Source organism: Bradyrhizobium sp. NC92, from assembly GCF_025200865.1.
Taxonomy (GTDB): Bacteria; Pseudomonadota; Alphaproteobacteria; order Rhizobiales; family Xanthobacteraceae; genus Bradyrhizobium.
Map to the genome: position 1 here is coordinate 4,838,595 of NZ_CP104171.1, position 25,550 is coordinate 4,864,144.

The following is a 25,550-nucleotide window of genomic DNA, read 5'->3' on the forward strand; positions in this document are numbered from 1 at the left end:
GTCAGCTCGGTCAGCTCTTGTGGCCTAGCTGCTGTCGGTCAGCTGCTGTCAGTCAGCTTTTGGCGGGTGCCATCAGAGCGACAGGGCCCGGCTCGAGGATCTTGGGCGGGGCCGATTGCGTGTCGACCGGCGCGATCTCGCTGTCCGTCGTGCTCAGGAACTTGTCGAGCATGCTCTGGATCGAGCTTTTCGCCACATCCGGACCGGTATCGCGCATGTCGTTGTGCTGGAATTCGGTCTTCACGACCTGAATGCCCGCCTTCTCGCATTCCTCGTCGGTGGGAATCACACCGGCGTCGGCCTTGAACTGCGGATCTTGGGAGCGGAACGACAGGATCTTGAACTTGCCGGCAGTGACGAAGGGCACGCGCAGATTGTCGAGCGTGACGACCTTCTTGACCTCGTCCGGATATTGCTTGGCGAAGTACATGGTGATGTCGCCGCCCATGGAATGGCCGACCATCGTCACCTTGTCGTAGTCGGCGTTGGCCTGAACCTTCTTCATCTCCTGCATGGCGAGATGGATGTTGGCGACGCCACGCAGAATTTGCGGCAGCCGGCCGACATAGAGCTCGCCGGGCTTCGTGACCATCGGAGGATCAGTCGGCAGATCGTGCTGCGGGCTTACGACCATGTAGCCGCGCGCAGCGAAGGCGTTGGCGAGGAAGCCGTACTCGGTGTTCTTGACGGTGTTGCCGTGATTGATCACTGCGACGGGCAGCTTGATCATGCCGGCATTGGCCTGCATTTCCTTGTCGCGCCGCACCGCGATGGAGACGGGCACCGGACGGTTGTCGCGAGAGGCGTCGTAGAATGTGATGGTCTCGTGCTTGATCGCCCACTTGCTCGCCGTGAAATAGGCGATGCCGCAGAGGGCACTGACCGAAACCAGAACGGCAATTCCACGCTTCATTTTCGTCCTCAGCCTCAGGCCTAAGCGGCCTGAATCCCTGTTGAAAATCGTGTTCTTCCGGGGCTCTTCGTCCCCTTGTCGCCTATTCCCTAATATATGTCACAGCAGCGTGACAGGAAGGCTAAATGTTGTGAACCGGCAGCCCTTTCATTGTGCGTCGCACTCGTTTCGTAAGCACCCCATTCTCATACCGCTACGTCAGCGTGCAGGTCCCTATTCGACGCAACCGGTCTCGATCGGGTTCGACTTCGCAGTAAATGCAGGGTGAAAACGCGCGCGGCGCCGCCCGGGTTCCCGCGCCAGCCGACAGACTCGGATCGGTCGGGAGTAACGATATACCGCGACGTCAGGCGCCGAGGATATCGTGGACCTCGAGCGGCTTGTCGACCTGGCTGAACCACTCGGCCCGGTTGGCCGCGCGGCGGCGGCCGCGCTCGTCGAGCGGGAGCTTGAGCTGGCGGAGCAGGCTCGTCACCTCCTCCCGCGCTGTGAGATGGCCGAGATTGGGCCGCATGCCGAGTGTGGCCTCGTCGATCTCGTCCAGGGCGGTCAGCCCGCGCGGGAAGAATTCGCGGTAGACGACGCGCTCGGCGAAGCCGTCGACGTAGCGGAAGCCAAGCCGCAGCGACAGATCCTTCAGGCCCTCGGCGACGAGCTGCTTGTTGCGCGAGCCGAGCATGGACAGGCGGTTGCGCACGACGATCCAGTCGGTGGTGGCGCCGTCGAGCTGGCGTCGCTTGCGCCTGACATCACGCACCATCTCGGCATAGTGGCTCTCGCCCGTCACCGCGTAAGTCGCGGGATCGACCGTGCCGAGCACGTCGAAATCGAGGAAGCTGTCGTTGATCGGCGTGACCAGGGTATCGGCCATCGAATGCGCGAGCCGCATCAGATAGCTGTCGGTGCCGGGCGTATCGATGACGATGAAGTCGAAGCTGCTCTCGACCGCCGAGACGGCTTCCATGAACTGCTGGAACTCGGAATTCTCATTCTCGGCAATCTGCATGGTCTCGCCGAGCTTGATGCAGCGATGCACCGGAAGCTCGAGATCGAGCTTGGTACGCTGGGCCCAGGCAGACCGGTTGCCGATGTAGCGCGTGAAGCTCTGCTGGCGGCAGTCGAGGTCGATGGTGGCGACGCGCTGACCAGCCTTCAGGAGTGCAACGGCGATGTGCAAGGCGGTGGTCGATTTGCCGGAGCCGCCCTTCTCGTTGCCGAGCACGACCACATGCGCCGAGCCGGATTGGCCTTGGCTAGCCTGCACAAGCATGGTGATCCTCAACGCCCCTGGCGAATATCTTCGAGTTGACCGCGTCAGCGGTCAAGTGAAATGCGTGACAGGTAATGCAAATTGCAATGCGCCGTTCTCACGATGTATCGCGGCGCCGTCTTTCGTCTGTGATCCAGCCCACAATGTCGCGACGTTTTGCGCGGCCTTGCGCGGGATGCTGTGCCGCATCCGGATGCATAGCGTCCACGATCTCCGCTTGTTAAGGTTAGCTGGCCGGGCGCGAGGCCCGCACCTGCGCCGCTTTCCAATCCGTCGAGTCCCGATGTCAGCACGCCCATTGATCGCTCGCACGGTCCCTGCCCTGCGACGCGCCGTCGACGATCTCCGCAAGCGAAAGGCCACGATCGCGCTGGTCCCGACCATGGGGGCGCTCCATGACGGGCATGTGTCGCTGGTTCGCCTCGCCAGGCGGCGCGCCAGCCGCGTCGTGGTGTCGATCTTCGTCAACCCGACCCAGTTCGCCCCGACCGAGGATTTCGGCGCCTATCCGCGCACCTGGAAGGCCGACATCGCCAAGCTCGCGGCCGAGGACGTCGATATCGTCTGGCATCCCGGCGTCGCGGCCATGTATCCGGAGGGCTTTGCCACCCGCATCGTGCCGGAGGGGCCGGCGCTCGCCAGCCTCGAGGACCGCTTCCGTCCGCACTTCTTCGGCGGCGTTGCCACCGTCGTCGGCAAGCTGTTCACGCAGTGCCGGCCGGATGTCGCGATCTTCGGCGAAAAGGATTTCCAGCAATTGCGGGTGGTGACGCAGATGGCGCGCGACCTCGACCTCGGCGTCAAGGTGATCGGCTCCCGCACCGTGCGCGAGCGCGACGGACTCGCGATGTCCTCGCGCAACGTCTACCTCTCGCCCGAGGAGCGCCAGACCGCCACCGTCCTCTACCGCGCCATGAAAGAGAGCGCCGGGCGCATCCGTGCCGGCGATGCGATTGCGCCGGCGATGGCGGGCGGCGCCGCGATGATCAAGTCGGCCGGCCTTGCGCTCGACTATTTCGAGCTGCGCCACGCCGAGACGTTGGCAAAGGTTACCTCGCGCAAGGACGGCCCGTTGCGGATCCTGGTCGCGGCCAAGCTCGGCACCACCCGGCTGATCGACAATATCGCGGTTTAGAGCAGCCCGAGGTCACGCAGCTCGCGCCGCATCGGCTCCGGCATCGCCGCAATCGAGCCCGCCGCGGACTTGCCGAGATCGGCCGGTACCGAATCATCAGTCAGATAACGCCAGCCCTGGAACGGGCGCATCGGCCGCGGCGACACCGAGATCACCTTCGGCTGCATCACGATGCGGCAGCGCCCGATGCCATCCTTGTCGCGGAACGGCTCGATGGCGATGATCTTTTCGCGCGCGGCGATCTCGCCCTTGATCACCCAGTACAGCGAACCGCCGGCGAGGATCTCGGCGTCGCGCTTGGGGACCATGCGGGTGATGTGGATGTGATGTTGCGGCAGACCCTTCTTCTTGGCGGTCTGCATCCGTTCGGCCACCCACTCCTTCAATTCCTTGACGGAGTCGCAGCCGACGGCGAGCTTGATCAGATGGAGTGGCATGCCCAAGCATTAGCCGGGCAGCCGCGCATTTGGAATGCCGATCTACTCGTTATCCGCAGGCGCGGGAGCAGCCGTCGAGGCCGGCGGCGGCGCGAGCGGAACCGGCGTGGCAGGCGCACGTGCAGCCTTTTGGGCCGGCGGTTTTTTCGCGGCCGGCGGGCTTGATGCCGAAGGCGCGGCGGCCTGTGCGGAGGCTGCGGCCGGCGCACGCGGTGCCGCCGCCGCATTCGCGGCCGGCGCGGCCTGGCGCGTCGCCGCCGTGGGCTCCGGATTCATGATGCTCACCGGCGGCGTCGAGGACGCGCTCGGGAACTCGGCATTGGTCGGCTTGCCCGTCGGCACCGACGGCGGCAGTCCGGCGAGCGCGGCGTTGGCCGCCATCGCCGGCGCTGCAGCGGGCGCGTTCCAGGTCGGCGCATAGCGCGCCACCAGCGTGTCGTAGAGATGGGAGTCCATGTTGGCGGCGACCTGCTGCTGGTCGGTCAGCGAGCGGAACGCGGCACAATCGAACTGCGTGCAGCCATCGCGTGCCACCAGCACATGCGCAACGAGGCCGTAGCGATCGCGCTCGAGCGACTTGCGCAGCACCTTCATGTCGAGTGTCAGGCTCTTCTCGGCCGTGGCGACGTCGCCGAGCGCAGTCAGCCGGTCGATCCTGGCCGCCGTGGAGGAGATTGCCGCAGCCGCAGCATCAGGCGCGCCGAACAGCGCCTTCTCGCAGCCGGCGGCGACGACATCGCCAGCGAGATCGTCGAGACAGGACAGCGCAGGCATGCTCGCCGTCACCACAGCTTGTGCGCGCGCCTCGGCCGGAGCGGACGACGCCTCCGGTCCATAGAGACGCATCGTGGCTGCACCGGCGATCACGATGGATAGCAGGGTGATGACGGTCAGCGCCCCGTTGGCGACGGATCTGTCGGCGCGCAGCAGCGTGATCAGGAGGATCAATCCGAAGAATCCGGCAGCCGCCAGCGTCATCCACATCGGGAAGGCCGGCGAACGCCAGATTTGGTCGAGCGAAGTGGCCCATGCCCAGTTCATGCGCGACGTCCCCTCACGCGAGCAAAGAGCGGATGGTCAAGCGAGCACCGCGAGTCGGCGACTGCCCCCGGCTCACCTTGTGAAGGCGAAGCGGGCCTTTTGACGGCGGCAGAATACAATCCCGGGGAGGCGCCTATGCGCTGACGGCGTCGGCGTTCAGGAGAGCGCGAGCTGGCTTTCCTTGGCAACGCGCTCGAAGGCTTCGGTCGAGCTTTTGATCCGGTACTGGCAGTCGTCGCCGTCGGTCGGAAGCAGACGGATAACCTCATACGCGCCGCTCGCAGCCGGACGCGCGACATTGCTGGCCGTGAACAGGACGCGCGTTCCCACGGGGAATTTGTGCTTCAACACCCTCTCCATCACTCAAACAGCGCCGCCTCGCCCAGTGTCCCACTGCGATGGCGGCCGGAAACCCGGGCCGCTGTATAGCACGCGTCGCGCCGTTTTGGCCAGCGCCATGCCGGCATGGCACGCGCTCGGATTTTGCAGTCATTTCAGAATGATAGGAGACAGCCGGCGGGCCGATGGTACCGCCGGAGCGGCTCATTCCCCCCGGCATGTCGCAGGCGGTGTCGCAGCCCCCCGATCCCACGGCCCTCGCCCATTGCAACCCCCGAGAGGCGGCCGGCCGGCACGCGGCCGGCCGCCGCCGTCAGACCTTCCGGTCAGGCGTCCTCGAACTTGGCAATGACCAGCGTTTCGGCCAGCCCGTCGCGCGTCCATTCCTGGAACGCCGGCAGCGCCATCATCGTCTCCATGTAGGCCTTGGTGTCCGGCGCCACCTCGATCGCATAGGTGCGGAAGCGATGCACGACCGGGGCGTACATGGCGTCCGCGGCACCGAAGCGGCCGAACAGGAACGGCCCCTTCGCGCCATAGCGGGTACGGCACTCGCGCCAGAGCTCCTCGATGCGCGCGATGTTGGCCTTGGCGTCCGCCGACAGCGCCACGGGACCAATCGGCCGATGCAGGTTCATGCCGCATTCGTTGCGCAGCGGCACGAATCCGGAATGCATCTCGGCGCACACCGAACGGGCATGCGCGCGCGCCGCGACATCGTCGGGCCACAGCTTCTTTTCCGGGTAACGCTCGGCGATGTATTCGATGATGGCGAGCGAATCCCACACCGTGACGTCGCCGTCGACCAGCACCGGCACCTTGCCGGCGCGGCTGAAGGACAGGATCTGCTCCTTGTCGGCGGGATCGTCGGTGTAGAGCGGGATCAGCGTCTCCACGAACGGGATGTCGTTGGCGCGGAGCGCGAGCCAGGGCCGCATCGACCATGACGAGTAGTTCTTGTTGCCGATCGCGAGCTTTAGCGCAGCCATGTCACTGTCCTTCATTAGTCCTGCGGTTGCAGCCGCTTTTAACGCCATCGCCTGCCGCCAATCAATCGTTGCTGCGTCCCGTCATGCGTGGCAATCGTTGCGATCCTTGCCAGGAGACGGACATGAGCAGGCATTGGGTCGACATTACCGCCGTCGGCTTCTTCATCATCGAATGGCTGGCCTATGCCCTGACGCTGGAGCACTCGGCCTATGCCCGCAACAGCCTGTCGGCGCGCATGAACCGCTATCGCGAGGTTTGGGTGCGCCGGCTGCTCGACCGCGACACGCGGATGGTCGACATGCAGATCATGGCCTCGCTGCAGAACGGCACGGCCTTCTTCGCCTCCACCAGCCTGTTCGCGCTCGGCGGCGCGCTGGCGCTGCTGCACGCCACCAACGACGCCATCACGATCCTGAGCAAGCTGCCGATGGACCTCAGCACCTCGCCGGCGATGTGGGAGCTGAAATGCGTCGGCCTCGTGCTGATCTGCGTCTACGCCTTCTTCAAATTCGCCTGGGCCTATCGCCTGTTCAACTATGTCGCCATCCTGTTCGGCGGCATGCCGCCGGCCTCGCAGCGCGACACGCCCGAGGCCGAAGCCCACGTCATCCGCACCTCGCGCCTGTTCGAATCCGCCGGCCGGCACTTCAACCGCGGCCAGCGCGCCTTCTTCTTCGCGCTCGGCTATCTCGGCTGGTTCGTCAGTCCCTGGGTGCTGTTCGTGACCACGGCAGCCGTGGTGGTCGTGACCTGGCGACGGCAGTTCGCGTCCAGCGCCTGGGCCGCGATGGCACCGGAGGTGGTGGTGAATGGTGACGAGGGAATGAAGCGCGGGCATTGATCTCTCTTGTCCCGGACGCAATGCAGCGCGAAGCGCTGCTTCGCAGAGCCGGGACCCAGCGCCGCACGGATTGCTCGGAGGCAACTACGAGACTACGCGCTATCCGCCAAAATCCCGCGGGCTGAACGGCAGGTCCAGCACCTTCCATTCCTCGTACAAATTGGCCGGCAGCATCTTGTATGGCTGGCAGTTCTGCAGCGCGCTCGTCGCGGACTTGACGATGGCCACGCCCTTCGCGGACGGCGGCGCCGCGATCAGGATGGGCTCGCGCGCCAGCGTGCCGTCGGTGGCGAACACCGTGCGCAGCTTGACACGGACGTTGTCGGTCGGTGCGACCCCGGCCGGCAGCTTGGCACAGGTACGCAAATGACGGCGAAGCTCCGCGATGACCTCGGACGGAAGCTTTGCAGCGATTGAATCGTTGGCATCGCCGCCGTCGTCCCTGGCGCCTTTCGGCTCGACCGGCAATTCGGGCGGCAGGCCCAGCATGACCCCGTACTTGATGGTGACGTCCGGCTGCGGGGCCTGATAGGCCGGCTGCGGCGCGGTCTGCGGTGGCGGCTGCGCGTTGGGTTCACGCTGCTTCGCGGCCTGAGAGGGTTGCGGCTGCTTCTGCTGCGGCTCGGGCGAGGCCTGCTGTGATGGTGCTGCCGCCTGCGGCTTGGCCGCGGGCTTCGATGCCTCGGCCTTGTCGGTGACGTCCGGCTTCGGCAGCTTCAGATCGGGAAGCGACTCCGGCGGCTTCGCCTCTTCCTTCTTCTCCTCGGCCTTGGCTTCCTCATGCTTCACCTGCTCCGGCGTGACGATGTCGACCGTGACAGTCTCGGGCGGCCGGCTCTGAAACGGACGGACCTCGCTGATCACGATGATCAGCGCCACCAGCGTCAGATGGGCGATTGCCGAAGCCGCGATGTCCGTCCGTATGATCTTCCGCAGTTCCATGGACCGATCTGGGGTTGCCGCCGTGGTCCTAGCATACCCCGGGTCCCTCTCAATCCCATTTCGGGGCGAAGCCGAAATCGGTTAGGCGTCCCCTCGGATGGGCGAGCGCGGCGATGCGGCTCATCTCATCTTCCGACAGCTCGAAATCGAAGATCTTGAGGTTTTCCGACAGGCGCTCGATGCGCGAGGTGCGCGGGATCGCAGCGACATTCTGTTGCACCAGCCAGCGCAGGCAGACCTGCGCCGGCGTCTTGCGGTGGAGGCGACCGATATCGGCCAGCGTCTGATCGGACTTGATGCGGCCCTTGGCGATCGGGCTGTAGGCGACGAGGGCAAGACCATGCCGGTCGCAGGCCAACCTCACCTTCGCCTGGTCGAGATAGGGGTGATATTCGACCTGGTTGCAGACGAGCGGCTCCGCCGACAGCGCGACCGCCTGCTCGATCAACGCCACGGTGAAATTGGAGACGCCGATGTGGCGGGTCAGGCCCATCGTCTTCGCATGCGACAGCGCGCCCAGCGTCTCCGCCAGCGGCACGTGGGGATTGGGCCAGTGCAACAGCAACAGATCGACCGAGGGAAGCCGCAGGCGGGCGAGGCTCTCCTTGACCGAGCGCTCGAGATCATAGGGCGCGAAATGGTTGGTCCAGACCTTGGTCGTGAGAAAGATGTCGTCGCGGCGCACGCCGGAGGCGCGCAAGCCGTCGCCGACCTCGCGCTCATTGTCGTAGACCTGCGCGGTGTCGATATGACGATAGCCGAGCCGTAGCGCCTGCTCGACCACGCGCGCGCAGGTGCGCCCTTCCAGCTCCCAGGTCCCGAGCCCGATCGCCGGGATCCTTGCGCCATTGGCCTCAACGAACAGCATGAGGAATCCTCTTCCGTTGCGGCAGCCCCGGTCGACATTATGGACCTCGTCCGTGTTGGTTGCCAACGGACGTCAGTGCTATCGGGACGGATATTCAGGGCAATGCTAACAGGAGGTTCGCACGAGGCTTCACGCCTTGATGTCACGCCTTGGCGAGCGCCTGGAACACCGTATCAGGGGCATGCGCGATCACCGCCAGCAGCGCGCGGGCCGGGCCGCGCGGGGCGCGCTTGCCCTGCTCCCAGTTGCGGATGGTCTCGACGGGAACGCCGAGCTTGGCGGCGAACTCCATCTGGGTCAGGCAGGCGCGCCGGCGCAGATCGCGCACTGCGAGCGGGCCGGTATCAGTCGGCGCCGCATGGGCCTTCGGCTCAACCGAACGCGGCTGGACCGGAAATTCCTGCCCATCCCGCAATTCGACGATCCGTCCGTCCGCCTTCAGCCGCAACCGCATGCCCATTCCCCCAAGCAGAGGCGATGATGCGGCAGGTCGCTTAAAGTCGGATTAAAAACGCAGCGCACTCGGGGCAAGAGGGTCCCCCCGTCATATCTTGCGACGAAGAAATCCAGGATCTTTCCGCGGAGGGAATCTGGATTGCTTCGCTACGCTCGCAATGACGTGGAGAGAGCGTGCGCCGTCGCTACTTCAACCCGAACCAGAGCGTGGCAATTCCGAGGAAGGAGAAGAAGCCGACGACGTCGGTCACAGTGGTGACGAAGGTGCCCGACGCCACCGCCGGGTCGGCCCGCACGCGATCCAGCGCCATCGGGATCAGGATGCCGCCGAGCGCGCCGGCGACGAGGTTGCAGATGATGGCGAGCCCGATGACGATGCCGAGGCCCGGGATCTTGAACCAGGCCACCGCCGCGATGCCCGTGATCACGGCGAAGGCGAGGCCGTTGACGAGGCCGACCAGGGCCTCGCGCATCACCACGCGCCAGGCGTTGGAGGAGCCGAGCTCGCGCGTCGCCAGCGCCCGCACCGCCACCGTCATGGTCTGGGTGGCGGCATTGCCGCCCTGGCTCGCCACGATCGGCGCCAGCACCGCGAGCGCGACCATCTTCTCCAGCTGCCCCTCGAACAGGCCGAGCACGGAGGACGCCAGAAACGCGGTGGCGAGGTTCACCAGCAGCCAGTTGAAACGGCCGCGGGCGATGGTGAGGAAGGTATCCGACAGCTCTTCGTCGCTGGTGACGCCACCGAGCGCCTTGAGGTCCTCGTCGGCCTCTTCCTCGATGACGTCGACGACGTCGTCGACGGTGATGACACCGACGAGGCGGTCCTGGGTGTCGAGCACGGGTGCGGCGACGAGATTGTACTTGCCGAACATGCGCGCCACCTCCTCCTGGTCCTCCAGGACGGAGACGCGGCGGCGGTCCTCGTCGGTGAGCTCGGTCAGCGCCACCGGCCGGCGCGTGCGCAGGAGCACGTCGAGCGGCACCGCGCCCTGCCAGTGCTGCTCCTTGTCGACGACGTAGATCTCGTAGAAGCGGTCGGGCAGATCCGGCGTCTCGCGCATGTAGTCGATCGCCTGGCCCACGGTGAAATCCTGGGGTACGGCGATGAACTCGGTTTGCATGCGGCGGCCGGCGGAGTTTTCCGGATACAGCAGGCTGCGCTCGAGCGCGACGCGCTCCTTGAGCGGCAGCTTCTCCAGGATCTCCTCCTGCTCCTCGGCGTCGAGGGTTTCCAAGAGCTCGACCGCATCGTCGGATTCGAGCTCGCGGACGCCCTCGGCGACCGTCTCCGGCGGCAGCTCCTCGAGGATCTCCTCGCGCACGGTCTCATCGACCTCGTTCAGCGCCGAGAAGTCGAAATCGCGGCCGGTGAGCTCGACCAGGCGGACGCGATCGTCGGGCTCGAGGGCGCCGATCAGATCGCCGAGATCGGCCTCGTGCAGCTCCGCGACGCAGGCACGCAGCGCAGCACTGTCGCCGGCCTCGATCGCACGGGCAATTTCCTCGACGAATTCGTGACGAATTTCGCCGTCTTCATTGCGCATCGGCACGTGGTCGAGTACCGAATCCGCAGCGGATGGGGCAACGTCCATATGTTCATCCATGGCGCGCCTCGCCGTTTGACAGGTTGGAACGGGTGGTATGAGCTGAGGGTTCAGGCAATACCCACAACGCAAAGCCGAGCGCAATGACAAAGATGCTGCGACTGAGGTGGACCTCGACCATGACGGGCGCGCTCGCCGCGACCGTCATCGGCACTGCCGCGACAAAGGCCGCCGAATGCCCGCGCAAGGACGCACTCGGCACCTCGCGCGTCCTCAGGGTCGATCCCAAGACCTACCCGCGCGTTGGCGTGAAGAGCTTTCCGCAGACGCTGCCGCTGGCCGATCGCGAGGTCGTGCTGACCTTCGACGACGGGCCGAACCCGCCGACCACGTCGAAGGTGCTGGCGGCGCTGGAACGGGAATGCGTGCGCGCGACCTTTTTCCTGATCGGCCAGCACGCCTCCGAGCATCCCGACATGGTCAAGCGCATCGCCCGCGAGGGCCACACCGTCGGCCATCACTCCTTCTCGCATCCGTTCATGGGGCATATTCCGTTCGAGAAGGCCATGGCCGACATCGACCGGGGCATTGCCGCGGACGAAATGGCGCTGCACGGAACCTCGACGACGACACCTTCGACGCCGTTCTTCCGCTTCCCCTATTTCGAGTCGACACAAGCACAGCTCGACCTGCTCCAGTCGCGGGGCATCATTGTGTTCGGCGCCGATCTATGGGCCAGCGACTGGGAGGAGATGACGCCGGAGCAGCAATTGAAGCTCGTCACCGATCGCCTCGCCGCGAGCGGCAAGGGCATCATCCTCTTCCACGACAACAAGGCGCGCACGGCCGCAATGATGCCGGCGTTTCTGCGGTATCTGAGGGAGAACGGCTATCGAGTGGTCCACATCGTACCGGCTGGCGCATCACAGAAAAGCGCCGAAACGCGCTGATGCCGGAATGTCACGCCGGGGCAAAATGGGGTGATTTGGGGGCAATTAACACTCTGTTCATGCTACGGCGTGCAAAGATGAGGGCGGCTACGGCTGAACCGTTTTGAGCCATCTCCGACCTATCTAAGCGCCAATTGCATGGGGGCAGACGAGGTTCATGATCGGAAGTAGCGTTGTTTTGCGGACGCGATCGTGGATCGTCCTTTGTCTGGGAATGCTCACCGTCGGTTCGCCGGCTGCGCTTGCGGCCGACTGTCCCGGCCACCCCGACGCCCTCGGCACCTCCCGCACCCTCGTTGTCGATCCGCGCGAGCATCCGCTGATCGGCACCATGCAGTACCGCGAGACGCTGCCGCTGAAGGACCATGAGGTCGTCCTGACCTTCGACGACGGTCCGATCCCGAAATATTCCAACCAGGTGCTCAAGATCCTCGCCGACGAATGCATCAAGGCGACCTTCTTCATCGTCGGCAACCAGGCCAAGGCCAATCCGGACGGCGTGCGCAAGCTGGTGGCGGCGGGCCACACCGTCGGTACGCACAGCATGGACCATCCCCTGACCTTCGACCGGATGCCGATCGAGAAGGCCGAGGCGGAGATCAATGGCGGCATCGAATGGACCGCAGCCGCGATGACCGATCCCTCGCAGCTCGCCCCGTTCTTCCGCATTCCCGGCCTGATGCGCGCCGAGGGCGTCGAGAACCATCTGATCTCGCGGGGCATCCAGGTCTGGAGCGCCGACTTCCCGGCGGATGACTGGCGGCACGTGTCGTCCGACCGCGTCTACCAGCTCGCGATCCAGCGGCTGGAGGCCAAGGGTAAGGGCATCCTGCTGCTGCATGACATTCAGGCCCGCACGGTGGCGGCGCTGCCCAAGATCATCCGCGACCTCAAGGCGCGCGGCTATCGCATCGTGCATGTGGTGCCCGCCACCGCCGAGCGGCCGGCGACGCCGACCACGCAGGTCGAATGGCTGCTGCATCCGCCATCGGAGACGACGCCGATCGCGCGCTGGCCGCGCGTGCCGAATTTCGTGTTCACGCAGACCAAGACGCTGCCGGCGCCCGCGCTCGCCGACCTCAATGCGCAGGCCGAGCATCAGTCGCTGCTGCCGCGCCGGAGCAAGGGCCAGATGGACCTCGCATCCACCCTGCCCGTGCCCGGCCGCGATCTGTTCGCGATTCCGGAAGGCTCGGTCGAGGTGCTGCTGTCGACGACCTTGTCGCGGCGCGCCGCGACCCGGCTTGCCATGGCGGCGGAGAGGCCCCATCCGGCCAAGGACAAGGCAGCACAGGGCAGAGCTGCGAAGGGCAAGACGGCCAAGCTGCACGGGCGGAGGACCGCCCAAGCGGCGCCGGCGGCAGCGGATCATGCCGCGCAGCCCGTCGACATCGTACCCAAGAACGCCGCATCCAAGGGCGCCGCTTCCAAGGGTGCCGCTTCCAAGAGCGCAGCGCCCCGTCCGACCCGCGTCGCCAGCCTGAAGAAGCGCGCTTAGGCCGCTATTGCCGCATGATCGCGGCGACGCAGAGCAGCACGATCAGCGCCAGGAAGAACAGGTCCATGTAGGACTTGAGCTCGCCGTCACGCCTTAGCCGCGCGACGTCGGCGATCACCTGCTTGCGCGCGCTGGTGCCGCCCGAACCGTCGTTGATCGGAGCCTGAAGGCGCTTGGTCTCGGCCTCCAGCTTCTCGATCTTCTGGAAGAAGTAGAACGCCCGCAGCGTCGAGGCCGCGCGCATGGCGGCATAGACCAGCACCAGGATCGCCAGGATCGCCCGGTTCGGATACTTCTCCATGAAGTTCAGGCTGAAATAGACCACAGCCATGAAGGCGAAATTGGTGAGGAAGCGATAGACGAAGCTGAGAAAGACCATGCTGGCTCGAACCTTGAGGGGGCCGCAACTCTACGATGTTGCGAAGTGCGGGATCGGGACCCAGACCGGAACGGCGAGCCTGGATACGGCCCGTCTACGCCAAGTTTGTTTCAACAAAGATACTGCCGCCCCCGCAACTAGCCGCCTTTTAGCCTGACGCGGCCATAAGGCAAGCCGGAGCCTGGCCCCTGACCTCGCGCGCGCGAAGGGCCCGCAACGGCTCAATAGCGATTTGGCCGAAGGCGCGGTAAACTGCGACCGCCGCCAGATGTGGGGTTCTTCCGATGCCGAAGAAGGGAATCACGGGCCACGACGACTGGGTTCTGACCGAGGCACTCGCGACCGCCCTGGTCGCGCTGGAGCAGCTCGAGCCGAAGCACCAGCCGAACGCGCATATGGACGACATCCGCAAGCTGCTCGCCAACGGCAAGGAGCCGGCAGCGGTGAGCCTGCACCTCGCCCAGGCCAAATGCCGCCTGTTTCCCGAGCTCGACCCGTTGGAGATCTACCGGGAATACGGCATCGGCGATGAGTATGGCTGAGGCGGCGCGTCAGGGCAGCACAAGCCCTGCGCGGCGCAGCGGGTTAGTTTTGCGAGGTCTTCAGCAGCGGGCATTCGCTTTGGCTCAGCGGAAGATACGCTTCCTCGGCAGGGATCGTCTCGACCACGCTGTAGTAGTCCCAATGGGCTTTCACGTCCGCAGGCTTCTTGACCTCGACGAGATAGAAATCATGCACCAGCTTGTTGTCGGCGCGCAGCCGCGCGCCCGGTGCATAGAAATCGTCTACCGGCATTGACCGCATCTTCTCCAGGACGGCATTGGTTTCATCTGTGCCCGCGGCAGCCGCGGCCCTCAGATATTGCAGGACGGCCGAATAGACGGCGGCTTGTGGCGCGGTCGGCATGGCGTTGTGAAGCTTGTAGAACCTCTGGGCGAACGCCCGCGTCGCTTCGTTGAGAGCCCAGTACCAAGCGGTGACCGTGGTAAGGCCCTTGGCGGTTTCAGGACCCATGGCGTGAACATCGGTCAGGAACATGAGTTCGGCGACCGCCTTCTGGGGCCCCGTATTCATGCCGAATTCGTTCCATTGCTTCATCGAGGTCACGAGCTGTTCGCCGGCATTGGCGAACGCGATCACCTTGGCCTTTGAGGCCTGGGCCTGGAGCAAGAACGAGCTGTAATCGGCATTTCCCAGCGGATGAAAGACTGCGCCGAGCGACTTGGCGCCGCTCGCCGCGAGCACGCGCTGTGACACTTCGACCATGTTGCGTCCGAACGCGTAGTCGGACGCGATGAAGAACCAGCTATTATATCCTTGCGACACCAGCCTGCGGACCGAGCCGGCGACCAGATTGTAATTGTCGTGCAACCACATCAGGCCGGTGGGCGAACATTGCCTGCCACCGATTTCGGTGGTTCCGACCGCAGAGTAGATAACGATCCTGTTCTTGTCGCGTGCGATCGACTGGATGGCGAGCGCAACGGCAGAATTTCCGACATCGGCCACCATGTCGATGCCGTCCACGTCGAACCATTTGCGGACGATCTGGGCACCGATGTCCGGCTTGTTCTGATGATCGGCGACGACAATGTTGACCTTGAGCCCAGGCGTGGCCTTCTGAAAATCCTCGACCGCCATCTTCGCGGCGACAACAGAGCCTGGTCCGGCAAGGTCCGACAAGGGTCCCGCCTGGTCGTTGATGATGCCGATGCGGATCACATCGCCGGAAAAATCGCCGGCCTGACTCCGTTCGGCGCATACGACCGCCCCGAGCGTCAGGATGAGGCCAAAGGCCGACCGGCAAAGCCGGATAGGCCATGACTTCGACGCGCCTGCGCGATCCACCATCTTCCCCTCCACTCTGCCCGCGAGGACTGCCGGCGATGACTGCCCTGAAATCGCCGTGCTACCCTTCCTGGTGAACAACTTTCCTGACGAATTCCAGTCGACGCGCCTGCGCCGGCGCAACCCGCTCCTTCATGGCGGCCAGGATCGCCGCCGGTGCCGTATCCGGCGAGCCGGCATTGAATAGGGGTGCGGGATTGTATTCCATGCGGAGCTGGACCATTTCCGCTGCCGCGCGGCCTCTCAACATCGAGACCAGCGTGAGTGCAAAGTCGATGCCGGCGGTTATGCCGCCGCCGGTCATGCGGTTGCGGTCGATGCACACCCTCTCGCGCGACACCTCCGCTCCGAAAAACGGCAAGGCATCGGTCGCCGTCCAATGCGTGGCCGCGCGATAGCCTTTCAGGAGACCGGCTGCGCCGAGTACGAGCGAACCGGTGCAGACCGACGTGACGTATTTCGCGCCGCGCGCCTGCCGACGCAGAAAGGCAAGCACCTCCTCGTCCAGCATCAGCTCGTCGGTGCCATAGCCGCCGGGGACACAGATCACGTCGAGTTGCGGGCAATCAGCGAATGTGATGGTCGGCGTCAACGCGATCACGGAATCGCTCGGTACGGGCTCGATGCATTTCCAGATCAAATGCACCATGACGTCAGGCAGGCTGGAGAAGACCTGGGCAGGACCGGTGAGATCGAGCTGTGTAACGCGGGGAAACACCAGAAGGCCGATCTGCAACGGACCCGACATATCCAACCTCGACATCGCGCTTGACGATGTCAGCGTGCCATGTTGGCCTTGTGGTCGGAAACGGCGTAATTCCCTCATTTTTGGACGCGTCCATGATCGGCTTCCTGATCTTTCCCGAATTCCAGCTGCTGGATGCGGCCGGGCCGATCTCGGTGTTCGAGATCGCAAGACGTCACACGCCGAATGCACCGCGCGTGATCAATGTTGCGGCGAAGGCCGGGGCGGTGCGCAGTTCGTCTGGCACCGAGATGCTGGCGCGCAGCCTGCGATCGGCGAGCTCCGTTACGACTCTTTTCGTGGCTGGTGGAGAGGGCGTCGAAGCTGCGGCGCGTTGCAACACCACGATCTCCTTCATTCAAAGACTGGCGCGCCGTGGCGTGCGCATGGCCAGCGTTTGCTCCGGCGCCTATCTGCTCGCCGAGGCCGGCGTCCTCGATGGCCGCTGCGCAACCACGCATTGGTCCTGTACCCGCGACTTCATCGGGCGCTATCCGAAGGTCAGGCTCGAACCGGACCAGATCTTCACACGCGACGGCGGCGTATGGACTTCGGCGGGCATCACGGCCGGGATCGATCTGGCGCTCGCCATGATCGCGGAGGACCATGGCGAGGAGATTTCGCAGGCAACCGCCCGCCAGCTCGTGCTCTACCATCGCCGCAGCGGCGGCCAATCGCAGTTCTCGAGTCTTCTCGAGCTGAAGACGCCGAACGGGCGCTTCGGCAGCCTGTTGTCGTGGGTGCGCGAGAATCTGGATGCGTCTCTCACGGTCGAGGCGCTCGCCGAGCGCGCTGGGCTGAGCTCAAGGCATTTCGTCCGCTCCTTCATCGCCGAAACAGGATCCACGCCGACAAAGGCGGTCGAGCGCTTGCGCGTCGAGGTGGCGGGAGCGGGTGCAGTCCTCCGGCGAGACGATCGAGCGCGTCGCGCGAACCACCGGCTTTCGCGACCCCGAGCGGATGCGGAGGGCCTTCATCCGGGCCTTCGGTCAGCCGCCACAGTCGGTGCGACGCTCCGCCCGGATCGCGAGAGCTCCGGAAGACCGGGTTTAAGGCCCGCCGGCGACCGATCCCGCGATCACCATGACCAGCGCGCCAAGGTCGATCTTGCCGTTGACGGTCAGCTCCTCCGAGCCCTTCGCGTCTGCCGCGCCCTGGACCTTCAGCGATTGCGGCCGGTCGGCGGCCTGGCGCTGCAACTCGCCGACGATCGCTTCCTTGAGCTTCTCTTCCAGCATGGGCTCTTCCTTCGCGGGTCCGTCCAGTCAAGACGGCAGCCCGCGCTTCGTTCCCGTCACGCAAACCGCGGCGGCAGGCTGTTGTGGATCGTGCAGGCGGCGATGGCGGCATGGCCGAACGCGACCGATATCTGGTGCAGGTCGGTGACGACGTCGCCGATGCCGTAGAGTCCGGTGATCGACGTGCGCTGATGATCGTCGACCTCTAGATAACCCTCCCCGGTATGGTCGGCGCCAAGCGCCATCGCGAGCTGCGAGCGCACCTGCGCACCCATGGCGGGATAGACCATCTCGAACTGCGCCGTATGGCCGTCGGCGAAGACGGCTTCGACGCCCTCGCCTCTTCGCCGCAAACGCAGATCGGGCGCGAAGACGACCTCGACGCCCGCCTCGGCCAGCCGTGACGTTGCCGACCGATCGTCATCCGGTCCGGTCGCGAGCAGCGTCACGTCGCGCGAATAGCCGCGCAGGAACAGCGCCTTGCCCTCAGCGCGTGCGAGCGGGCCGATGACGCCGATGCGGCGGCCGGTCGCCTCGAAGGCGTCGCAGACCGGGCAGTAGCGCAACAGGCCATCGGCGACGGCGGCGCGCCAATCGTCGAACGGCGGATGCGTGTCGACGATCCCGCAGGCGAGAATGACGGTGGCGGCCGCATGCGTGCGGCCATTCCAGCTCGCTTCAAAGCCATGTTCGTGACGCTGCAACGCGTTGACCTCGGCCTTTACGCGCGTGACGGCAAGATCGCGCAGCTGGGCCGACATCCGCTCGACCAGCTCGGTGCCGGACAGGCCGTGGACGAAGCCCGGGACATTGTGGCTGCGCGGGATCAGCGCCGCCCGGCTCGCGCCGGCGTCCACGACGCAGACGCGGCGGCGAAAGCGCGCCAGATAGATCGCGGCCATCAGTCCGGCCGGGCCGCCTCCGACGATCAGGCATTCAAGCTGCGCGCCGGTCATTTCGGGCTCGGGTCCGCAAGAGCGGCGCCGGGCTCCTCGAGGTGCCCGCTCCGCGCCAGCCGGACCGCGTTGCCGAGCGCGCGCGCCGCATTCTGCACCCCCTGCTGGAAGTCGTGGTCCTCGTCGAGCTCGCGATGCGATGTGGCGTATGGCTCCCCGTAGCCGACATAGCCGTCGAGTTCGGCGTAGCGGCCCGCCGAGATCAGCTGCATGTCGGTCAGCCAGTCGGACAAGGTCCGGCGCACGCCCTCGGCGCCGACCGCATCGCCGTGAACGACGACGCCGAAATGGCGGCCGGCGAGATGGCGCGGATAAGGCCAACCCTTCAGCTCGATGGCCTTGGCTTCCGCGGCGTTCTTGCCGTGGGTCGAGGTCGGATCGGGATTGCCGCCGTCGGCGCAGACCATGCGGTCCATCATCGCCTTGAGCCCGGCGGGCACGTGATACCAGTTCACGGGGGTCACGATCAGAATGCCGTGCGCCGCAACCCAGAGCGGATAGATCTCGTTCATCCAGTCCTGGGTCTGGCCCAGGGAATAGTTCGGATAGCAGCTGCACGGCCAGTGGCACAGCGGCATGGCGGTGCCGACGCAGGACTTGCAAGGATGAATGGTCTTGCCGAATTCCGAGGCGAGGCGCGACAAATCGAGGATGTCGACGGCAAATCCCATCTCGATGAAGACGGGCTCGGCCAGCTCGACCAGCCGCCAGGTCTTGGACATCTCGCCGGGGCAGGTGTGCTCGCTGCGGGCCGAGCCGTTGATGATCAGGATGCGAGGCGTCACGTCGGCATCGTCATGGCGCCGCTGCGCCTCCAGGATTTTTGCGCGCGCATCCAGCCAGTCGACGGCGAGATCGTAGTCGGGGTCGGCGAAGCCTGCGCCGGCCTTCCGCGTCATGGGTGCCTTGCGCGAATGGCTGTAGGCGTCCCAGGCCGCCGCGATGATGGCATCGAGCTCACGGCCGAGCGGAGCAAAGACGGGATCGACGAACTGACGCCTGTAGCGCCGCTCGAACTCCTCGCGCGACAGCTTGACGGGCGGCATCCCCTTGCGAATGTCGGCATCCGTCATGCTGGCTCCTGGCGAAGTCGGTGTCCTCCGACCAACCCGGCGCCCAGCGTGCGGTTCCCAACACTTTACCGGCGAGCAAGCTCCTGCGGCGCATCGAATTTGGCGATCCGTTGATCGAGCCGCCACAGCTCGATGCGATGCACCAGGACGAGCGAGGCGGCTTCGCGCTTGGCCTGCTCGTCGTCGTCGCAGACCAGGTTGATGCATCCGAACACGTGCCCGTCCGGATCGATCTGGAACGCGCGGTAATGCTTGATGCTTGCCACTATGATTGTCCTCGCCTTGGAGCGACGGGTGCGCTCAGCCAATCCGTGAGGTTCAAGGTCACTTCGTTCTGCTTGGCGCGGCGCAGCAGCATCTCGCGTTCCCGGCCGGGCGGCAGGCTGAGCGCGCGCTCGCGCGCGCTTTCGGCAAAGGCGGCCAGCCGCTCCTGAAGCGTTTGGGTCTGTTTCCTGCGGTTTCGTTTGGCGGTCATTTCACTTTCGCGGAAAATTCGGTTGTGGGGAAATAGGCCCCGGCGGGGGATCGGGCGCCGGGGCCCGAGTTCTCTTGTCACTCAAGTCGCTTGCCGGTTGAGGCGGCTCAGCCCGGCAACGATTGTAGCTTCCGTCGCAATGGCCGGTTCCAGCATTTCAATAAGTTAACGCTGCGCGATTTTGCGCAAAGCACAACGCAGGACCGATCGATCCGGACTGCGCCGGAACCGAAATGCTGATTCGTATGTTCAAGGACGACTTGAAGGAGGATCATCATGGCAAAAGCAGCATGGAAACGACCGGGCTCGCCGATCGGCCGCAAAGGCCCGCGCAAGGCAAATCCCGCCTACAAGCGCCGCGCGCGGGAGCCTTGGACAGCGGCGGATGTGAGCAAGCTGAAGCAGCTTGCCAAGGGCAACACGCCGACCGGCGTGATGAGCATCAAGTTGCAGCGCCCCGTCGCGGCGATCCGCAGCAAGGCGCAACGCGAAGGGATTTCGCTGCGGCCGGTCAACCGCTCGCCCTACAACCGGCGAAGCAAAGCCGCAAAGCGGCGCTGACGGCGCGCAGCGCCGGACTAGCTCGGCGGCTGCAGGCCCGGCGACCTCAGCCACTCGCTCATCTGAGACCCCGTTTCCGCCTGACGCGCCTTGCGCAAAATTTCGTCGCGCGCCGCGCCGGGCGGAAGCAAGTTGGCTTGTTCGCGTAGCCGCTCCGCCTCGGCGGCGAGCCGCGCTTCCAGAGTTTCGACTTGCTTGAACCGATGTCGCATCCTCATCAGGCGTCCTCCTGGTGCATGAGGTCGAGCGCGCCGTTGCGTTCTGACGTGGTTAGTGGATTCCGGGCTGCACAGCCGGGCCAATGATCTAACGTTCCAGAAACGGAACGGTTGCAGTTTCACAGGAAAGACCGGAGCTACGATTCCTCGTTGTCGCGGCGCGCCTTGATCTCGGAGCGAAGCATGGCGCTGTCCATGATGGCCAAGCGCAAGTCTTTCACGGCCTCGTCGTGACGGCCCACAGCTTGCCTGTGCTGCTCCCGGAGGGTGCGGCTCTCTTCGATAGCGCGCGTGGCGCGGGCAAACAGGGCGTTTGGCATGAGGCATCATGCAACGGAGCTCGCGAACGCGCACTTGCATAGGTTACTCAAATGGCGCCAACAGCTCAAAAAGCGTCGCCGATTAACCTGGATCAAGCGGTCACAACCTCGCGGAACCGTTCTCAACCGCATCCGATGGCGAGGGACAAGAATTGAACGGCAGATCCCCGATTTCCTTGGCTGAAACGCCGCAACGGGTGTACGGTGACATTATCACCGGCTGAGGCTCTGCCCGTAGGCGCTGGTGGCTGAGAGACCGATGGTGCTCCCGCCTGCATGACCAGGGGAGCGCTTGATGGCCAAGCAGATTCACCGTTTGTTGCAACCGGACGAGAAGCACGTCGAGCAGGTTCGCAAGACGATACGCGAGGCGCGAACAGCACTCGAGCTACCGCTGCCCGATACGTTTCTCGGCCGGAAAACTCACGCGCCTTTTCCCAGCGAGCACGATGATGAAGCGCGGGACCGGCAGCAGCATAAGCCGGCATGATCGCGACTATTCCGGTGCTGATCGCAGGTCACCGACCAAAGGCCGTCTGAGCCGCGGCAGAGCTGCGTCACCAGCTTCAGTCTCGCGATAGAGCCGCAGATAGCTCGGCGAATACAGCGCCGCGTTCTTGAGCGCATTGAGGTCCGGGATCGTCAGCGTGCGCTCGCGCAGCACGATCAGCCCCGCCGCGCGCAGCTCCTGGAGCGTCCGATTGAGGTGGACGACGGAAAGACCCGTGGCATCGGCGAGATCCATTTGCGTCACGGGCATGAGGCACGAATTGCCGTCGACCATTCCCACCGGGCGCAGCCGCTCGACGATTTCGCAGAACAGATGCGCCACACGCTCCAGTGCGACGCGACGACCGAGATTGATCGCCCATTCCCGCTGGATTGCGCTGTTGAGCAGCGTCTCGCACCAGAACGCTTCCGACAGCGTGGGGTTGTTGGCGAGGAGGCTCTCGAAGCGCGCGCGCTTGATCTCGGCATAGACCACGGGCGTCAGCGCCGCGATCGAATGGTCCATTTCCGACAGCAGGTAAGCGTGCGCATCGCAGCTTTCGCCCGGAAAGATGAAATTGACGATCTGTCGTCGGCCATCCTCCAGCGTCTTGTAGCGGCCGAGCCAGCCTGACAACAGGATTCGGACGCCGTCGACGGGATCACCCTCGGCGATCAGATCATCGCCGGATCCGGCACGCTGGAGGCCCTCGAGCATGGCGTATTCGAGCGATGCGCGAGCCTCGCTCGACAACGGCCGCAGCGCGCTCAGCCGGCGAACGACCGGCTCCAGGACGCTGCGATCGGTTGTCGACAACGGCATCAGGCGGCTACCACCGGTGTGTGGAAGGCGCGCTTGCTCAGAGGAATGGTGATGGTGCAGTGCAGCCCGGCCGGGTTGAATGTCATCGTGGTCTGCCCCTTCAGCTCGAACGCCAGCGTGCGCTCCAGAAGCTCGGTCCCGAATCCTTTCCGCGGCCTTGCCGTCACGGCCGGCCCGCCGCGCTCCCGCCATTCGAACACCAGCTCCGCCGGATCGGTGCTCTCATCGACGCGCCAGGTCACCTCGATGCGTCCACTCGGCTGACTCAAGGCGCCGTATTTGAGCGCATTGGTCGCAAGCTCGTGGATGGCGAGGGCGAGGGTCTCGGCGGCCTTCGGCTGGAAGCGGATTTTGGGGCCCGAGACCCGCATCTGCTCGCCTTCTCTGGCATTGTAGGCGAGCAGCTCCTCGACCACGAGATATTCGAGATCGACGCCGCCTTCGGGGTCGCGCGTCACCAGCGCCTGGGTGCGGGCAAAGGCGTTGAGACGGCCGTCGAGATGGGAGGCGTATTCCTCCACGGTCGAGCTCGTTTCCGCCGAGCGGCGGGCAATCGAGCGCACCACGCCGAGCGTGTTGCGAACCCGGTGCTGGAGCTCGGCCAGCAGCAGGCGCTGCCGCTCCTCGGCACGGGTGATTGCGGTGACGTCGATGAAAGTGATGACGACGCCCGCGATGAAGTTGTCGATGCTGCGATATGGCAGGATGCGCACGATGTAACGCGTGCCGCTGTCCGGCGCGCTCAGCTCGCGCTCGACACTGGCGAGCGTGCGGAGAACGCGGCGGATGTCATCGTAGAGCTCCTCGATCGGAATGCGCGCCTTGATATGGCTGATCGGCCGACCCGTGTCGGTCTCGACCAGATGCAGCAGCTGGGTGATCGCGGGCGTGAAGTTCATCACGCGCAGATCGTTGTCGAGGAATACGGTCGCGATCTGCGTGCTCTCGAGGAAATTCTTCAGGTCGCTGGTGGCACGCGTCAGCTCCTGAACGCGGTGCGCCAGCTCGCCGTTCACGGTGGTCAGCTCCTCGTTGACCGACTGCAGCTCCTCGCGCGAGGTCTCGAGCTCCTCGTTGGCCGACTGAAGCTCCTCGTTCAGCGATTGATATTCCTCGTTCGAGGATTTCAGCTCCTCGTTGGTGCTCTCGAGCTCCTCGATCGTCGCCTGAAGGCGCTCGCGCGTGGCCCGCAGATCGTTTTCGAGGCGCTCGACGTGCTCGGTGCGCACCAGCGCGTTGGGATTGCCCGTCTCGGCTTCGCTGCTCCGCGCCGGGGAGTCCTTGAACAGGACGACGAAATTGCGGTGGCCGCCGGCGCCCTCCTGGATCGGCTCGACCGTAATGTCCACCAGGACGCGGTGACCGTTCACGCCGAGCTGCACCTGCTCGGCATGAACGGTCTCATTGGTGTCGGCGGCGCGGCTGAGCGTGGTCCGCAATTCCAGCCGAAGATCGCGGTGCACGAGCTGCAGCAGGTCGAGCGTGGCGGCGCCCGCCGTCGGCTCGATGTAGCGGCCGGTGCGCCCGGAGAAATGCAGCACCTGGAAATTGTCGTCGGTGATGACATAGGCCGGGGCATAGCGCTCCGCGATGCGCTGCGCGCGCCGCTCCAGGCCGACGTCGGGGCCGAATGAGCGCACCGCCGGGACCTCGACCGGCACCCGGCCCGCCGCGGTCGTGATCGGAAATTCCGGCGGCAGCCGCGTTCCCGTCTCCAGCTTCTTGAAGATCCGGGCGCGACGGTCGACCGGCGCGAACAGCTTCGGATGCCGCGTCACGTTCTCGGAATTGCCGAGGAACAGATATCGCTCCGGCAGCAGCGCGAAATGGAATAGCGGAATCACGCGGTTCTGCAGCTCGGCGTTGAGATAGATCAGCAGATTGCGGCAGGACACGATGTCGAGCTTGGAAAACGGGGCGTCCTTAATGACGTTATGCTGCGAGAAGATGCACATCTCACGCAGCTCCTTCACCACGCAATAGGTATCGCCCTCGCGCACGAACCAGCGCGCCAGCCGCTCGCTGGTCATGTCCGCCTCGACATTGGTGCGATAGCGGCCGACGCGGGCGGTCGCGAGCGCCCGTCCATCGATGTCGGTGGCGAAGATCTGGACCTGCGGCACGGAATCCATCCGCGCCATGTGCTCGCGCAAGAGGATCCCGATCGAATAGGCCTCCTCGCCGGTAGCGCAGCCGAGCACCCAGACGCGGACCTGCTGGCCCACCCCCTTGCCCTCGAAGATCTTCGGAATGATTTGCGTCTCCAGCACCTCGAACTCGCGCTTGTCGCGGAAGAATTCGGTGACGCCGATCAGGAGGTCGTTGAAGAGGTACTGCGCCTCGTCCTTGTCGTTGCGAAGGAAATCCACATAGGCGGCGATGTCGTCGATCCGGACCACCTGCATGCGCCGCTGCACGCGCCGCAGGAAGGTGTTCTGCTTATAGCCGTGGAAATCGTTGCCGGTCTTGTTGCGCAGGATGTCGGCGATGCGCGACAGCGAGCTGGCGGCGGCGGCCAGAACCTCGTCGAAGCCCTGCTTCTCCTCCAGACGCCTGAGATGACGGGCATAGACCTGAATGTGCTCGGGGATATCCTCGGGCGGAAGCACATAATCGGCAATCGCAGCGGGTGTGTTGCCGTCGAGATGCCCGGCCTCTTCCGCGTTTTCAATCCGCTCGGCGATCGCGAGGCCGCCATGATCCTTCAGCGTCGCCGTGCCCAGCGTGCCGTCGCCCCCCGTGCCCGCAAGGATGACACCGATGGACTGCTCGGCGCGCTCCTCGGCCAGCGACACCAGGAAGCTGTCGATCGTGGCGCGCTCACCAGGCGCCTGCTCGGCCTTGCGGATTGCGAAGCGATCGCCCTGGATGGTGGTGATCATGGCCGGTGGACATAGATAGATCGTACCGCCTTCGATCGGGTGGCCGTCGGCGATCTCGGCGACCTGGTTGCCGTTGGAGTTCTGGACGATGTCGCGCAGCCGCGGCTCGTCGAACGCCTCGTGGTGCTGGAGCGCCAGCACGATGGCCTGGTCGGCTCCGACCGACATTTTGGCGAAAAAGCGCTCGATGCTGTCCAGCGCGCCCGGTGAGGCGCCAACCCCTATGATCAGCGGGGTCTTGCTCTGGCGCTGTGCATCGGCCGGCTGGTCGGCGACTTCGGTCATGGCTCTGGTCGCTCACTGGCTGGCGGGAACC

29 protein-coding genes and 1 pseudogene are annotated in these 25,550 nt (G+C 65.1%); 8 read left to right on the forward strand and 22 right to left on the reverse strand.

Going from position 1 to position 25,550, the window contains the following annotated elements; translation table 11 throughout:
• Positions 1 to 52 precede the first annotated feature (52 nt).
• Both N2602_RS22660 and N2602_RS22665 read right to left on the reverse strand, forming a co-directional pair.
• A complete protein-coding gene (locus tag N2602_RS22660) occupies positions 53 to 913 on the reverse strand; it encodes an alpha/beta fold hydrolase (RefSeq protein WP_172783343.1) in 861 nt (286 codons plus the stop codon).
• Positions 914 to 1,259: 346 nt separating this feature from the next.
• Entirely contained in the window at positions 1,260 to 2,183 is a 924-nt protein-coding gene (locus N2602_RS22665; RefSeq protein ID WP_172783342.1) for a division plane positioning ATPase MipZ, read from the reverse strand.
• 283 nt (positions 2,184 to 2,466) lie between these two features.
• Between N2602_RS22665 and panC the strand changes: the two genes are divergently transcribed.
• Complete coding sequence (gene panC / locus N2602_RS22670; protein WP_260379455.1) at positions 2,467 to 3,318, forward strand: pantoate--beta-alanine ligase; 852 nt, start codon at positions 2,467 to 2,469, stop codon at positions 3,316 to 3,318.
• Here panC and N2602_RS22675 read toward each other — a convergent pair.
• From N2602_RS22675 to N2602_RS22690, 4 genes are all read right to left on the reverse strand, one after another.
• Entirely contained in the window at positions 3,315 to 3,755 is a 441-nt protein-coding gene (locus N2602_RS22675; protein WP_172783340.1) for a DUF1489 family protein, read from the reverse strand. The two genes, panC and N2602_RS22675, sit on opposite strands and share 4 nt — an antisense overlap.
• 42 nt (positions 3,756 to 3,797) lie before the next feature.
• Positions 3,798 to 4,796, reverse strand: a complete 999-nt coding sequence (locus N2602_RS22680) for a hypothetical protein (RefSeq protein ID WP_260379456.1) — start codon at positions 4,794 to 4,796, stop codon at positions 3,798 to 3,800.
• Positions 4,797 to 4,952: 156 nt separating this feature from the next.
• Positions 4,953 to 5,156, reverse strand: a complete 204-nt coding sequence (locus N2602_RS22685; RefSeq protein ID WP_152033469.1) for a hypothetical protein — start codon at positions 5,154 to 5,156, stop codon at positions 4,953 to 4,955.
• 305 nt (positions 5,157 to 5,461) lie between these two features.
• A complete protein-coding gene (locus N2602_RS22690; protein WP_172783338.1) occupies positions 5,462 to 6,124 on the reverse strand; it encodes a glutathione S-transferase family protein in 663 nt (220 codons plus the stop codon).
• Positions 6,125 to 6,246: 122 nt separating this feature from the next.
• Here N2602_RS22690 and N2602_RS22695 point away from each other — a divergent pair, with 122 nt between their 5' ends.
• Positions 6,247 to 6,966 carry a DUF599 domain-containing protein gene (locus N2602_RS22695; protein WP_172783337.1) on the forward strand — a complete coding sequence of 240 codons (720 nt, stop codon included), beginning with the start codon at positions 6,247 to 6,249 and terminating at the stop codon, positions 6,964 to 6,966.
• Positions 6,967 to 7,065: 99 nt separating this feature from the next.
• On the opposite strand, the gene N2602_RS22700 is transcribed toward N2602_RS22695, so the two are convergent.
• From N2602_RS22700 to mgtE, 4 genes are all read right to left on the reverse strand, one after another.
• Positions 7,066 to 7,908, reverse strand: a complete 843-nt coding sequence (locus tag N2602_RS22700; protein WP_212255045.1) for a hypothetical protein — start codon at positions 7,906 to 7,908, stop codon at positions 7,066 to 7,068.
• Positions 7,909 to 7,957: 49 nt separating this feature from the next.
• The gene (locus N2602_RS22705) at positions 7,958 to 8,776 is read right to left on the reverse strand and encodes an aldo/keto reductase (protein ID WP_260379457.1); all 819 of its coding nucleotides are present in this window, start codon (positions 8,774 to 8,776) and stop codon (positions 7,958 to 7,960) included.
• A 142-nt stretch (positions 8,777 to 8,918) separates the two neighbouring features.
• On the reverse strand, positions 8,919 to 9,236 hold the full coding sequence (locus tag N2602_RS22710; protein WP_260379458.1) for a DNA-binding transcriptional regulator: 318 nt from the start codon (positions 9,234 to 9,236) through the stop codon (positions 8,919 to 8,921).
• A gap of 181 nt (positions 9,237 to 9,417) precedes the next feature.
• Positions 9,418 to 10,839, reverse strand: a complete 1,422-nt coding sequence (gene mgtE, locus N2602_RS22715) for a magnesium transporter (protein ID WP_172783333.1) — start codon at positions 10,837 to 10,839, stop codon at positions 9,418 to 9,420.
• 83 nt (positions 10,840 to 10,922) lie between these two features.
• Between mgtE and N2602_RS22720 the strand changes: the two genes are divergently transcribed.
• Entirely contained in the window at positions 10,923 to 11,729 is an 807-nt protein-coding gene (locus N2602_RS22720; protein ID WP_260379459.1) for a polysaccharide deacetylase family protein, read from the forward strand.
• Between the two features lie 157 nt (positions 11,730 to 11,886).
• A complete protein-coding gene (locus N2602_RS22725; RefSeq protein ID WP_260379460.1) occupies positions 11,887 to 13,227 on the forward strand; it encodes a polysaccharide deacetylase family protein in 1,341 nt (446 codons plus the stop codon).
• A 4-nt stretch (positions 13,228 to 13,231) separates the two neighbouring features.
• Here the strand turns inward: N2602_RS22725 and N2602_RS22730 are convergent, their stop codons facing one another.
• Positions 13,232 to 13,606: a hypothetical protein gene (locus N2602_RS22730; protein ID WP_172783330.1), complete on the reverse strand. Its 375-nt coding sequence runs from the start codon at positions 13,604 to 13,606 to the stop codon at positions 13,232 to 13,234.
• A gap of 284 nt (positions 13,607 to 13,890) precedes the next feature.
• Between N2602_RS22730 and N2602_RS22735 the strand changes: the two genes are divergently transcribed.
• Positions 13,891 to 14,148 carry a hypothetical protein gene (locus tag N2602_RS22735; protein WP_172783329.1) on the forward strand — a complete coding sequence of 86 codons (258 nt, stop codon included), beginning with the start codon at positions 13,891 to 13,893 and terminating at the stop codon, positions 14,146 to 14,148.
• Between the two features lie 43 nt (positions 14,149 to 14,191).
• On the opposite strand, the gene N2602_RS22740 is transcribed toward N2602_RS22735, so the two are convergent.
• On the reverse strand, positions 14,192 to 15,457 hold the full coding sequence (locus tag N2602_RS22740) for an ABC transporter substrate-binding protein (RefSeq protein ID WP_260379461.1): 1,266 nt from the start codon (positions 15,455 to 15,457) through the stop codon (positions 14,192 to 14,194).
• Between the two features lie 58 nt (positions 15,458 to 15,515).
• A complete protein-coding gene (locus N2602_RS22745) occupies positions 15,516 to 16,202 on the reverse strand; it encodes a DJ-1/PfpI family protein (RefSeq protein ID WP_260383698.1) in 687 nt (228 codons plus the stop codon).
• Between the two features lie 92 nt (positions 16,203 to 16,294).
• On the opposite strand from N2602_RS22745, the pseudogene N2602_RS22750 reads away from it, so the two are divergent.
• A pseudogene (locus N2602_RS22750) lies at positions 16,295 to 17,252 on the forward strand (GlxA family transcriptional regulator).
• Here the strand turns inward: N2602_RS22750 and N2602_RS22755 are convergent.
• The 5 genes from N2602_RS22755 to N2602_RS22775 form a co-directional block, all read right to left on the reverse strand.
• Positions 17,249 to 17,437 carry a hypothetical protein gene (locus tag N2602_RS22755; protein ID WP_172783325.1) on the reverse strand — a complete coding sequence of 63 codons (189 nt, stop codon included), beginning with the start codon at positions 17,435 to 17,437 and terminating at the stop codon, positions 17,249 to 17,251. The pseudogene N2602_RS22750 and the gene N2602_RS22755 sit on opposite strands and share 4 nt — an antisense overlap.
• A gap of 56 nt (positions 17,438 to 17,493) precedes the next feature.
• Positions 17,494 to 18,393, reverse strand: a complete 900-nt coding sequence (locus N2602_RS22760) for an NAD(P)/FAD-dependent oxidoreductase (protein WP_260379462.1) — start codon at positions 18,391 to 18,393, stop codon at positions 17,494 to 17,496.
• On the reverse strand, positions 18,390 to 19,466 hold the full coding sequence (locus N2602_RS22765) for a flavodoxin family protein (RefSeq protein WP_260379463.1): 1,077 nt from the start codon (positions 19,464 to 19,466) through the stop codon (positions 18,390 to 18,392). Before N2602_RS22765 ends, N2602_RS22760 begins: the two co-directional genes overlap by 4 nt.
• A gap of 65 nt (positions 19,467 to 19,531) precedes the next feature.
• Positions 19,532 to 19,732 carry a hypothetical protein gene (locus tag N2602_RS22770; RefSeq protein ID WP_212255037.1) on the reverse strand — a complete coding sequence of 67 codons (201 nt, stop codon included), beginning with the start codon at positions 19,730 to 19,732 and terminating at the stop codon, positions 19,532 to 19,534.
• Positions 19,732 to 19,941 carry a hypothetical protein gene (locus N2602_RS22775; protein WP_172783321.1) on the reverse strand — a complete coding sequence of 70 codons (210 nt, stop codon included), beginning with the start codon at positions 19,939 to 19,941 and terminating at the stop codon, positions 19,732 to 19,734. Before N2602_RS22775 ends, N2602_RS22770 begins: the two co-directional genes overlap by 1 nt.
• Before the next feature lie 276 nt (positions 19,942 to 20,217).
• Here N2602_RS22775 and N2602_RS22780 point away from each other — a divergent pair, with 276 nt between their 5' ends.
• A complete protein-coding gene (locus N2602_RS22780; protein WP_212255036.1) occupies positions 20,218 to 20,502 on the forward strand; it encodes a hypothetical protein in 285 nt (94 codons plus the stop codon).
• Positions 20,503 to 20,519: 17 nt separating this feature from the next.
• Here the strand turns inward: N2602_RS22780 and N2602_RS22785 are convergent, their stop codons facing one another.
• Both N2602_RS22785 and N2602_RS22790 read right to left on the reverse strand, forming a co-directional pair.
• A complete protein-coding gene (locus N2602_RS22785) occupies positions 20,520 to 20,720 on the reverse strand; it encodes a hypothetical protein (RefSeq protein ID WP_172783319.1) in 201 nt (66 codons plus the stop codon).
• Positions 20,721 to 20,857: 137 nt separating this feature from the next.
• Positions 20,858 to 21,040, reverse strand: a complete 183-nt coding sequence (locus tag N2602_RS22790) for a hypothetical protein (RefSeq protein WP_172783318.1) — start codon at positions 21,038 to 21,040, stop codon at positions 20,858 to 20,860.
• Positions 21,041 to 21,335: 295 nt separating this feature from the next.
• Between N2602_RS22790 and N2602_RS22795 the strand changes: the two genes are divergently transcribed.
• Positions 21,336 to 21,530 carry a hypothetical protein gene (locus N2602_RS22795; RefSeq protein ID WP_260379464.1) on the forward strand — a complete coding sequence of 65 codons (195 nt, stop codon included), beginning with the start codon at positions 21,336 to 21,338 and terminating at the stop codon, positions 21,528 to 21,530.
• Between the two features lie 6 nt (positions 21,531 to 21,536).
• On the opposite strand, the gene N2602_RS22800 is transcribed toward N2602_RS22795, so the two are convergent.
• Together N2602_RS22800 and N2602_RS22805 are read right to left on the reverse strand one after the other, a co-directional pair.
• Positions 21,537 to 22,352, reverse strand: coding sequence for a Crp/Fnr family transcriptional regulator (locus N2602_RS22800; RefSeq protein WP_260379465.1), 816 nt, complete (start codon positions 22,350 to 22,352; stop codon positions 21,537 to 21,539).
• The gene (locus tag N2602_RS22805; protein WP_260379466.1) at positions 22,352 to 25,519 is read right to left on the reverse strand and encodes a CheR family methyltransferase; all 3,168 of its coding nucleotides are present in this window, start codon (positions 25,517 to 25,519) and stop codon (positions 22,352 to 22,354) included. The genes N2602_RS22800 and N2602_RS22805 overlap by 1 nt, the downstream gene beginning before the upstream one ends.
• Between the last annotated feature and the right edge of the window lie 31 nt (positions 25,520 to 25,550).

What these genes read in the sequence shown, in the direction of transcription:
- N2602_RS22725 (WP_260379460.1), top strand. Translation starts at nt 11,887, where the DNA reads ATGATCGGAAGTAGCGTTGTTTTGCGGACGCGATCGTGGATCGTCCTT.
- N2602_RS22730 (WP_172783330.1), bottom strand. Translation starts at nt 13,606, where the DNA reads ATGGTCTTTCTCAGCTTCGTCTATCGCTTCCTCACCAATTTCGCCTTC.
- N2602_RS22755 (WP_172783325.1), bottom strand. Translation starts at nt 17,437, where the DNA reads ATGCTGGAAGAGAAGCTCAAGGAAGCGATCGTCGGCGAGTTGCAGCGC.
- N2602_RS22780 (WP_212255036.1), top strand. Translation starts at nt 20,218, where the DNA reads ATGGCAAAAGCAGCATGGAAACGACCGGGCTCGCCGATCGGCCGCAAA.
- N2602_RS22710 (WP_260379458.1), bottom strand. Translation starts at nt 9,236, where the DNA reads ATGGGCATGCGGTTGCGGCTGAAGGCGGACGGACGGATCGTCGAATTG.
- N2602_RS22800 (WP_260379465.1), bottom strand. Translation starts at nt 22,352, where the DNA reads ATGCCGTTGTCGACAACCGATCGCAGCGTCCTGGAGCCGGTCGTTCGC.
- N2602_RS22765 (WP_260379463.1), bottom strand. Translation starts at nt 19,466, where the DNA reads ATGACGGATGCCGACATTCGCAAGGGGATGCCGCCCGTCAAGCTGTCG.
- N2602_RS22675 (WP_172783340.1), bottom strand. Translation starts at nt 3,755, where the DNA reads ATGCCACTCCATCTGATCAAGCTCGCCGTCGGCTGCGACTCCGTCAAG.
- N2602_RS22720 (WP_260379459.1), top strand. Translation starts at nt 10,923, where the DNA reads ATGACAAAGATGCTGCGACTGAGGTGGACCTCGACCATGACGGGCGCG.
- mgtE (WP_172783333.1), bottom strand. Translation starts at nt 10,839, where the DNA reads ATGGATGAACATATGGACGTTGCCCCATCCGCTGCGGATTCGGTACTC.
- N2602_RS22795 (WP_260379464.1), top strand. Translation starts at nt 21,336, where the DNA reads ATGGCCAAGCAGATTCACCGTTTGTTGCAACCGGACGAGAAGCACGTC.
- panC (WP_260379455.1), top strand. Translation starts at nt 2,467, where the DNA reads ATGTCAGCACGCCCATTGATCGCTCGCACGGTCCCTGCCCTGCGACGC.
- N2602_RS22805 (WP_260379466.1), bottom strand. Translation starts at nt 25,519, where the DNA reads ATGACCGAAGTCGCCGACCAGCCGGCCGATGCACAGCGCCAGAGCAAG.
- N2602_RS22690 (WP_172783338.1), bottom strand. Translation starts at nt 6,124, where the DNA reads ATGGCTGCGCTAAAGCTCGCGATCGGCAACAAGAACTACTCGTCATGG.
- N2602_RS22735 (WP_172783329.1), top strand. Translation starts at nt 13,891, where the DNA reads ATGCCGAAGAAGGGAATCACGGGCCACGACGACTGGGTTCTGACCGAG.
- N2602_RS22740 (WP_260379461.1), bottom strand. Translation starts at nt 15,457, where the DNA reads ATGGTGGATCGCGCAGGCGCGTCGAAGTCATGGCCTATCCGGCTTTGC.
- N2602_RS22775 (WP_172783321.1), bottom strand. Translation starts at nt 19,941, where the DNA reads ATGACCGCCAAACGAAACCGCAGGAAACAGACCCAAACGCTTCAGGAG.
- N2602_RS22790 (WP_172783318.1), bottom strand. Translation starts at nt 21,040, where the DNA reads ATGCCAAACGCCCTGTTTGCCCGCGCCACGCGCGCTATCGAAGAGAGC.
- N2602_RS22760 (WP_260379462.1), bottom strand. Translation starts at nt 18,393, where the DNA reads ATGACCGGCGCGCAGCTTGAATGCCTGATCGTCGGAGGCGGCCCGGCC.
- N2602_RS22785 (WP_172783319.1), bottom strand. Translation starts at nt 20,720, where the DNA reads ATGAGGATGCGACATCGGTTCAAGCAAGTCGAAACTCTGGAAGCGCGG.
- N2602_RS22705 (WP_260379457.1), bottom strand. Translation starts at nt 8,776, where the DNA reads ATGCTGTTCGTTGAGGCCAATGGCGCAAGGATCCCGGCGATCGGGCTC.
- N2602_RS22700 (WP_212255045.1), bottom strand. Translation starts at nt 7,908, where the DNA reads ATGGAACTGCGGAAGATCATACGGACGGACATCGCGGCTTCGGCAATC.
- N2602_RS22745 (WP_260383698.1), bottom strand. Translation starts at nt 16,202, where the DNA reads ATGTCGGGTCCGTTGCAGATCGGCCTTCTGGTGTTTCCCCGCGTTACA.
- N2602_RS22695 (WP_172783337.1), top strand. Translation starts at nt 6,247, where the DNA reads ATGAGCAGGCATTGGGTCGACATTACCGCCGTCGGCTTCTTCATCATC.
- N2602_RS22660 (WP_172783343.1), bottom strand. Translation starts at nt 913, where the DNA reads ATGAAGCGTGGAATTGCCGTTCTGGTTTCGGTCAGTGCCCTCTGCGGC.
- N2602_RS22665 (WP_172783342.1), bottom strand. Translation starts at nt 2,183, where the DNA reads ATGCTTGTGCAGGCTAGCCAAGGCCAATCCGGCTCGGCGCATGTGGTC.
- N2602_RS22680 (WP_260379456.1), bottom strand. Translation starts at nt 4,796, where the DNA reads ATGAACTGGGCATGGGCCACTTCGCTCGACCAAATCTGGCGTTCGCCG.
- N2602_RS22685 (WP_152033469.1), bottom strand. Translation starts at nt 5,156, where the DNA reads ATGGAGAGGGTGTTGAAGCACAAATTCCCCGTGGGAACGCGCGTCCTG.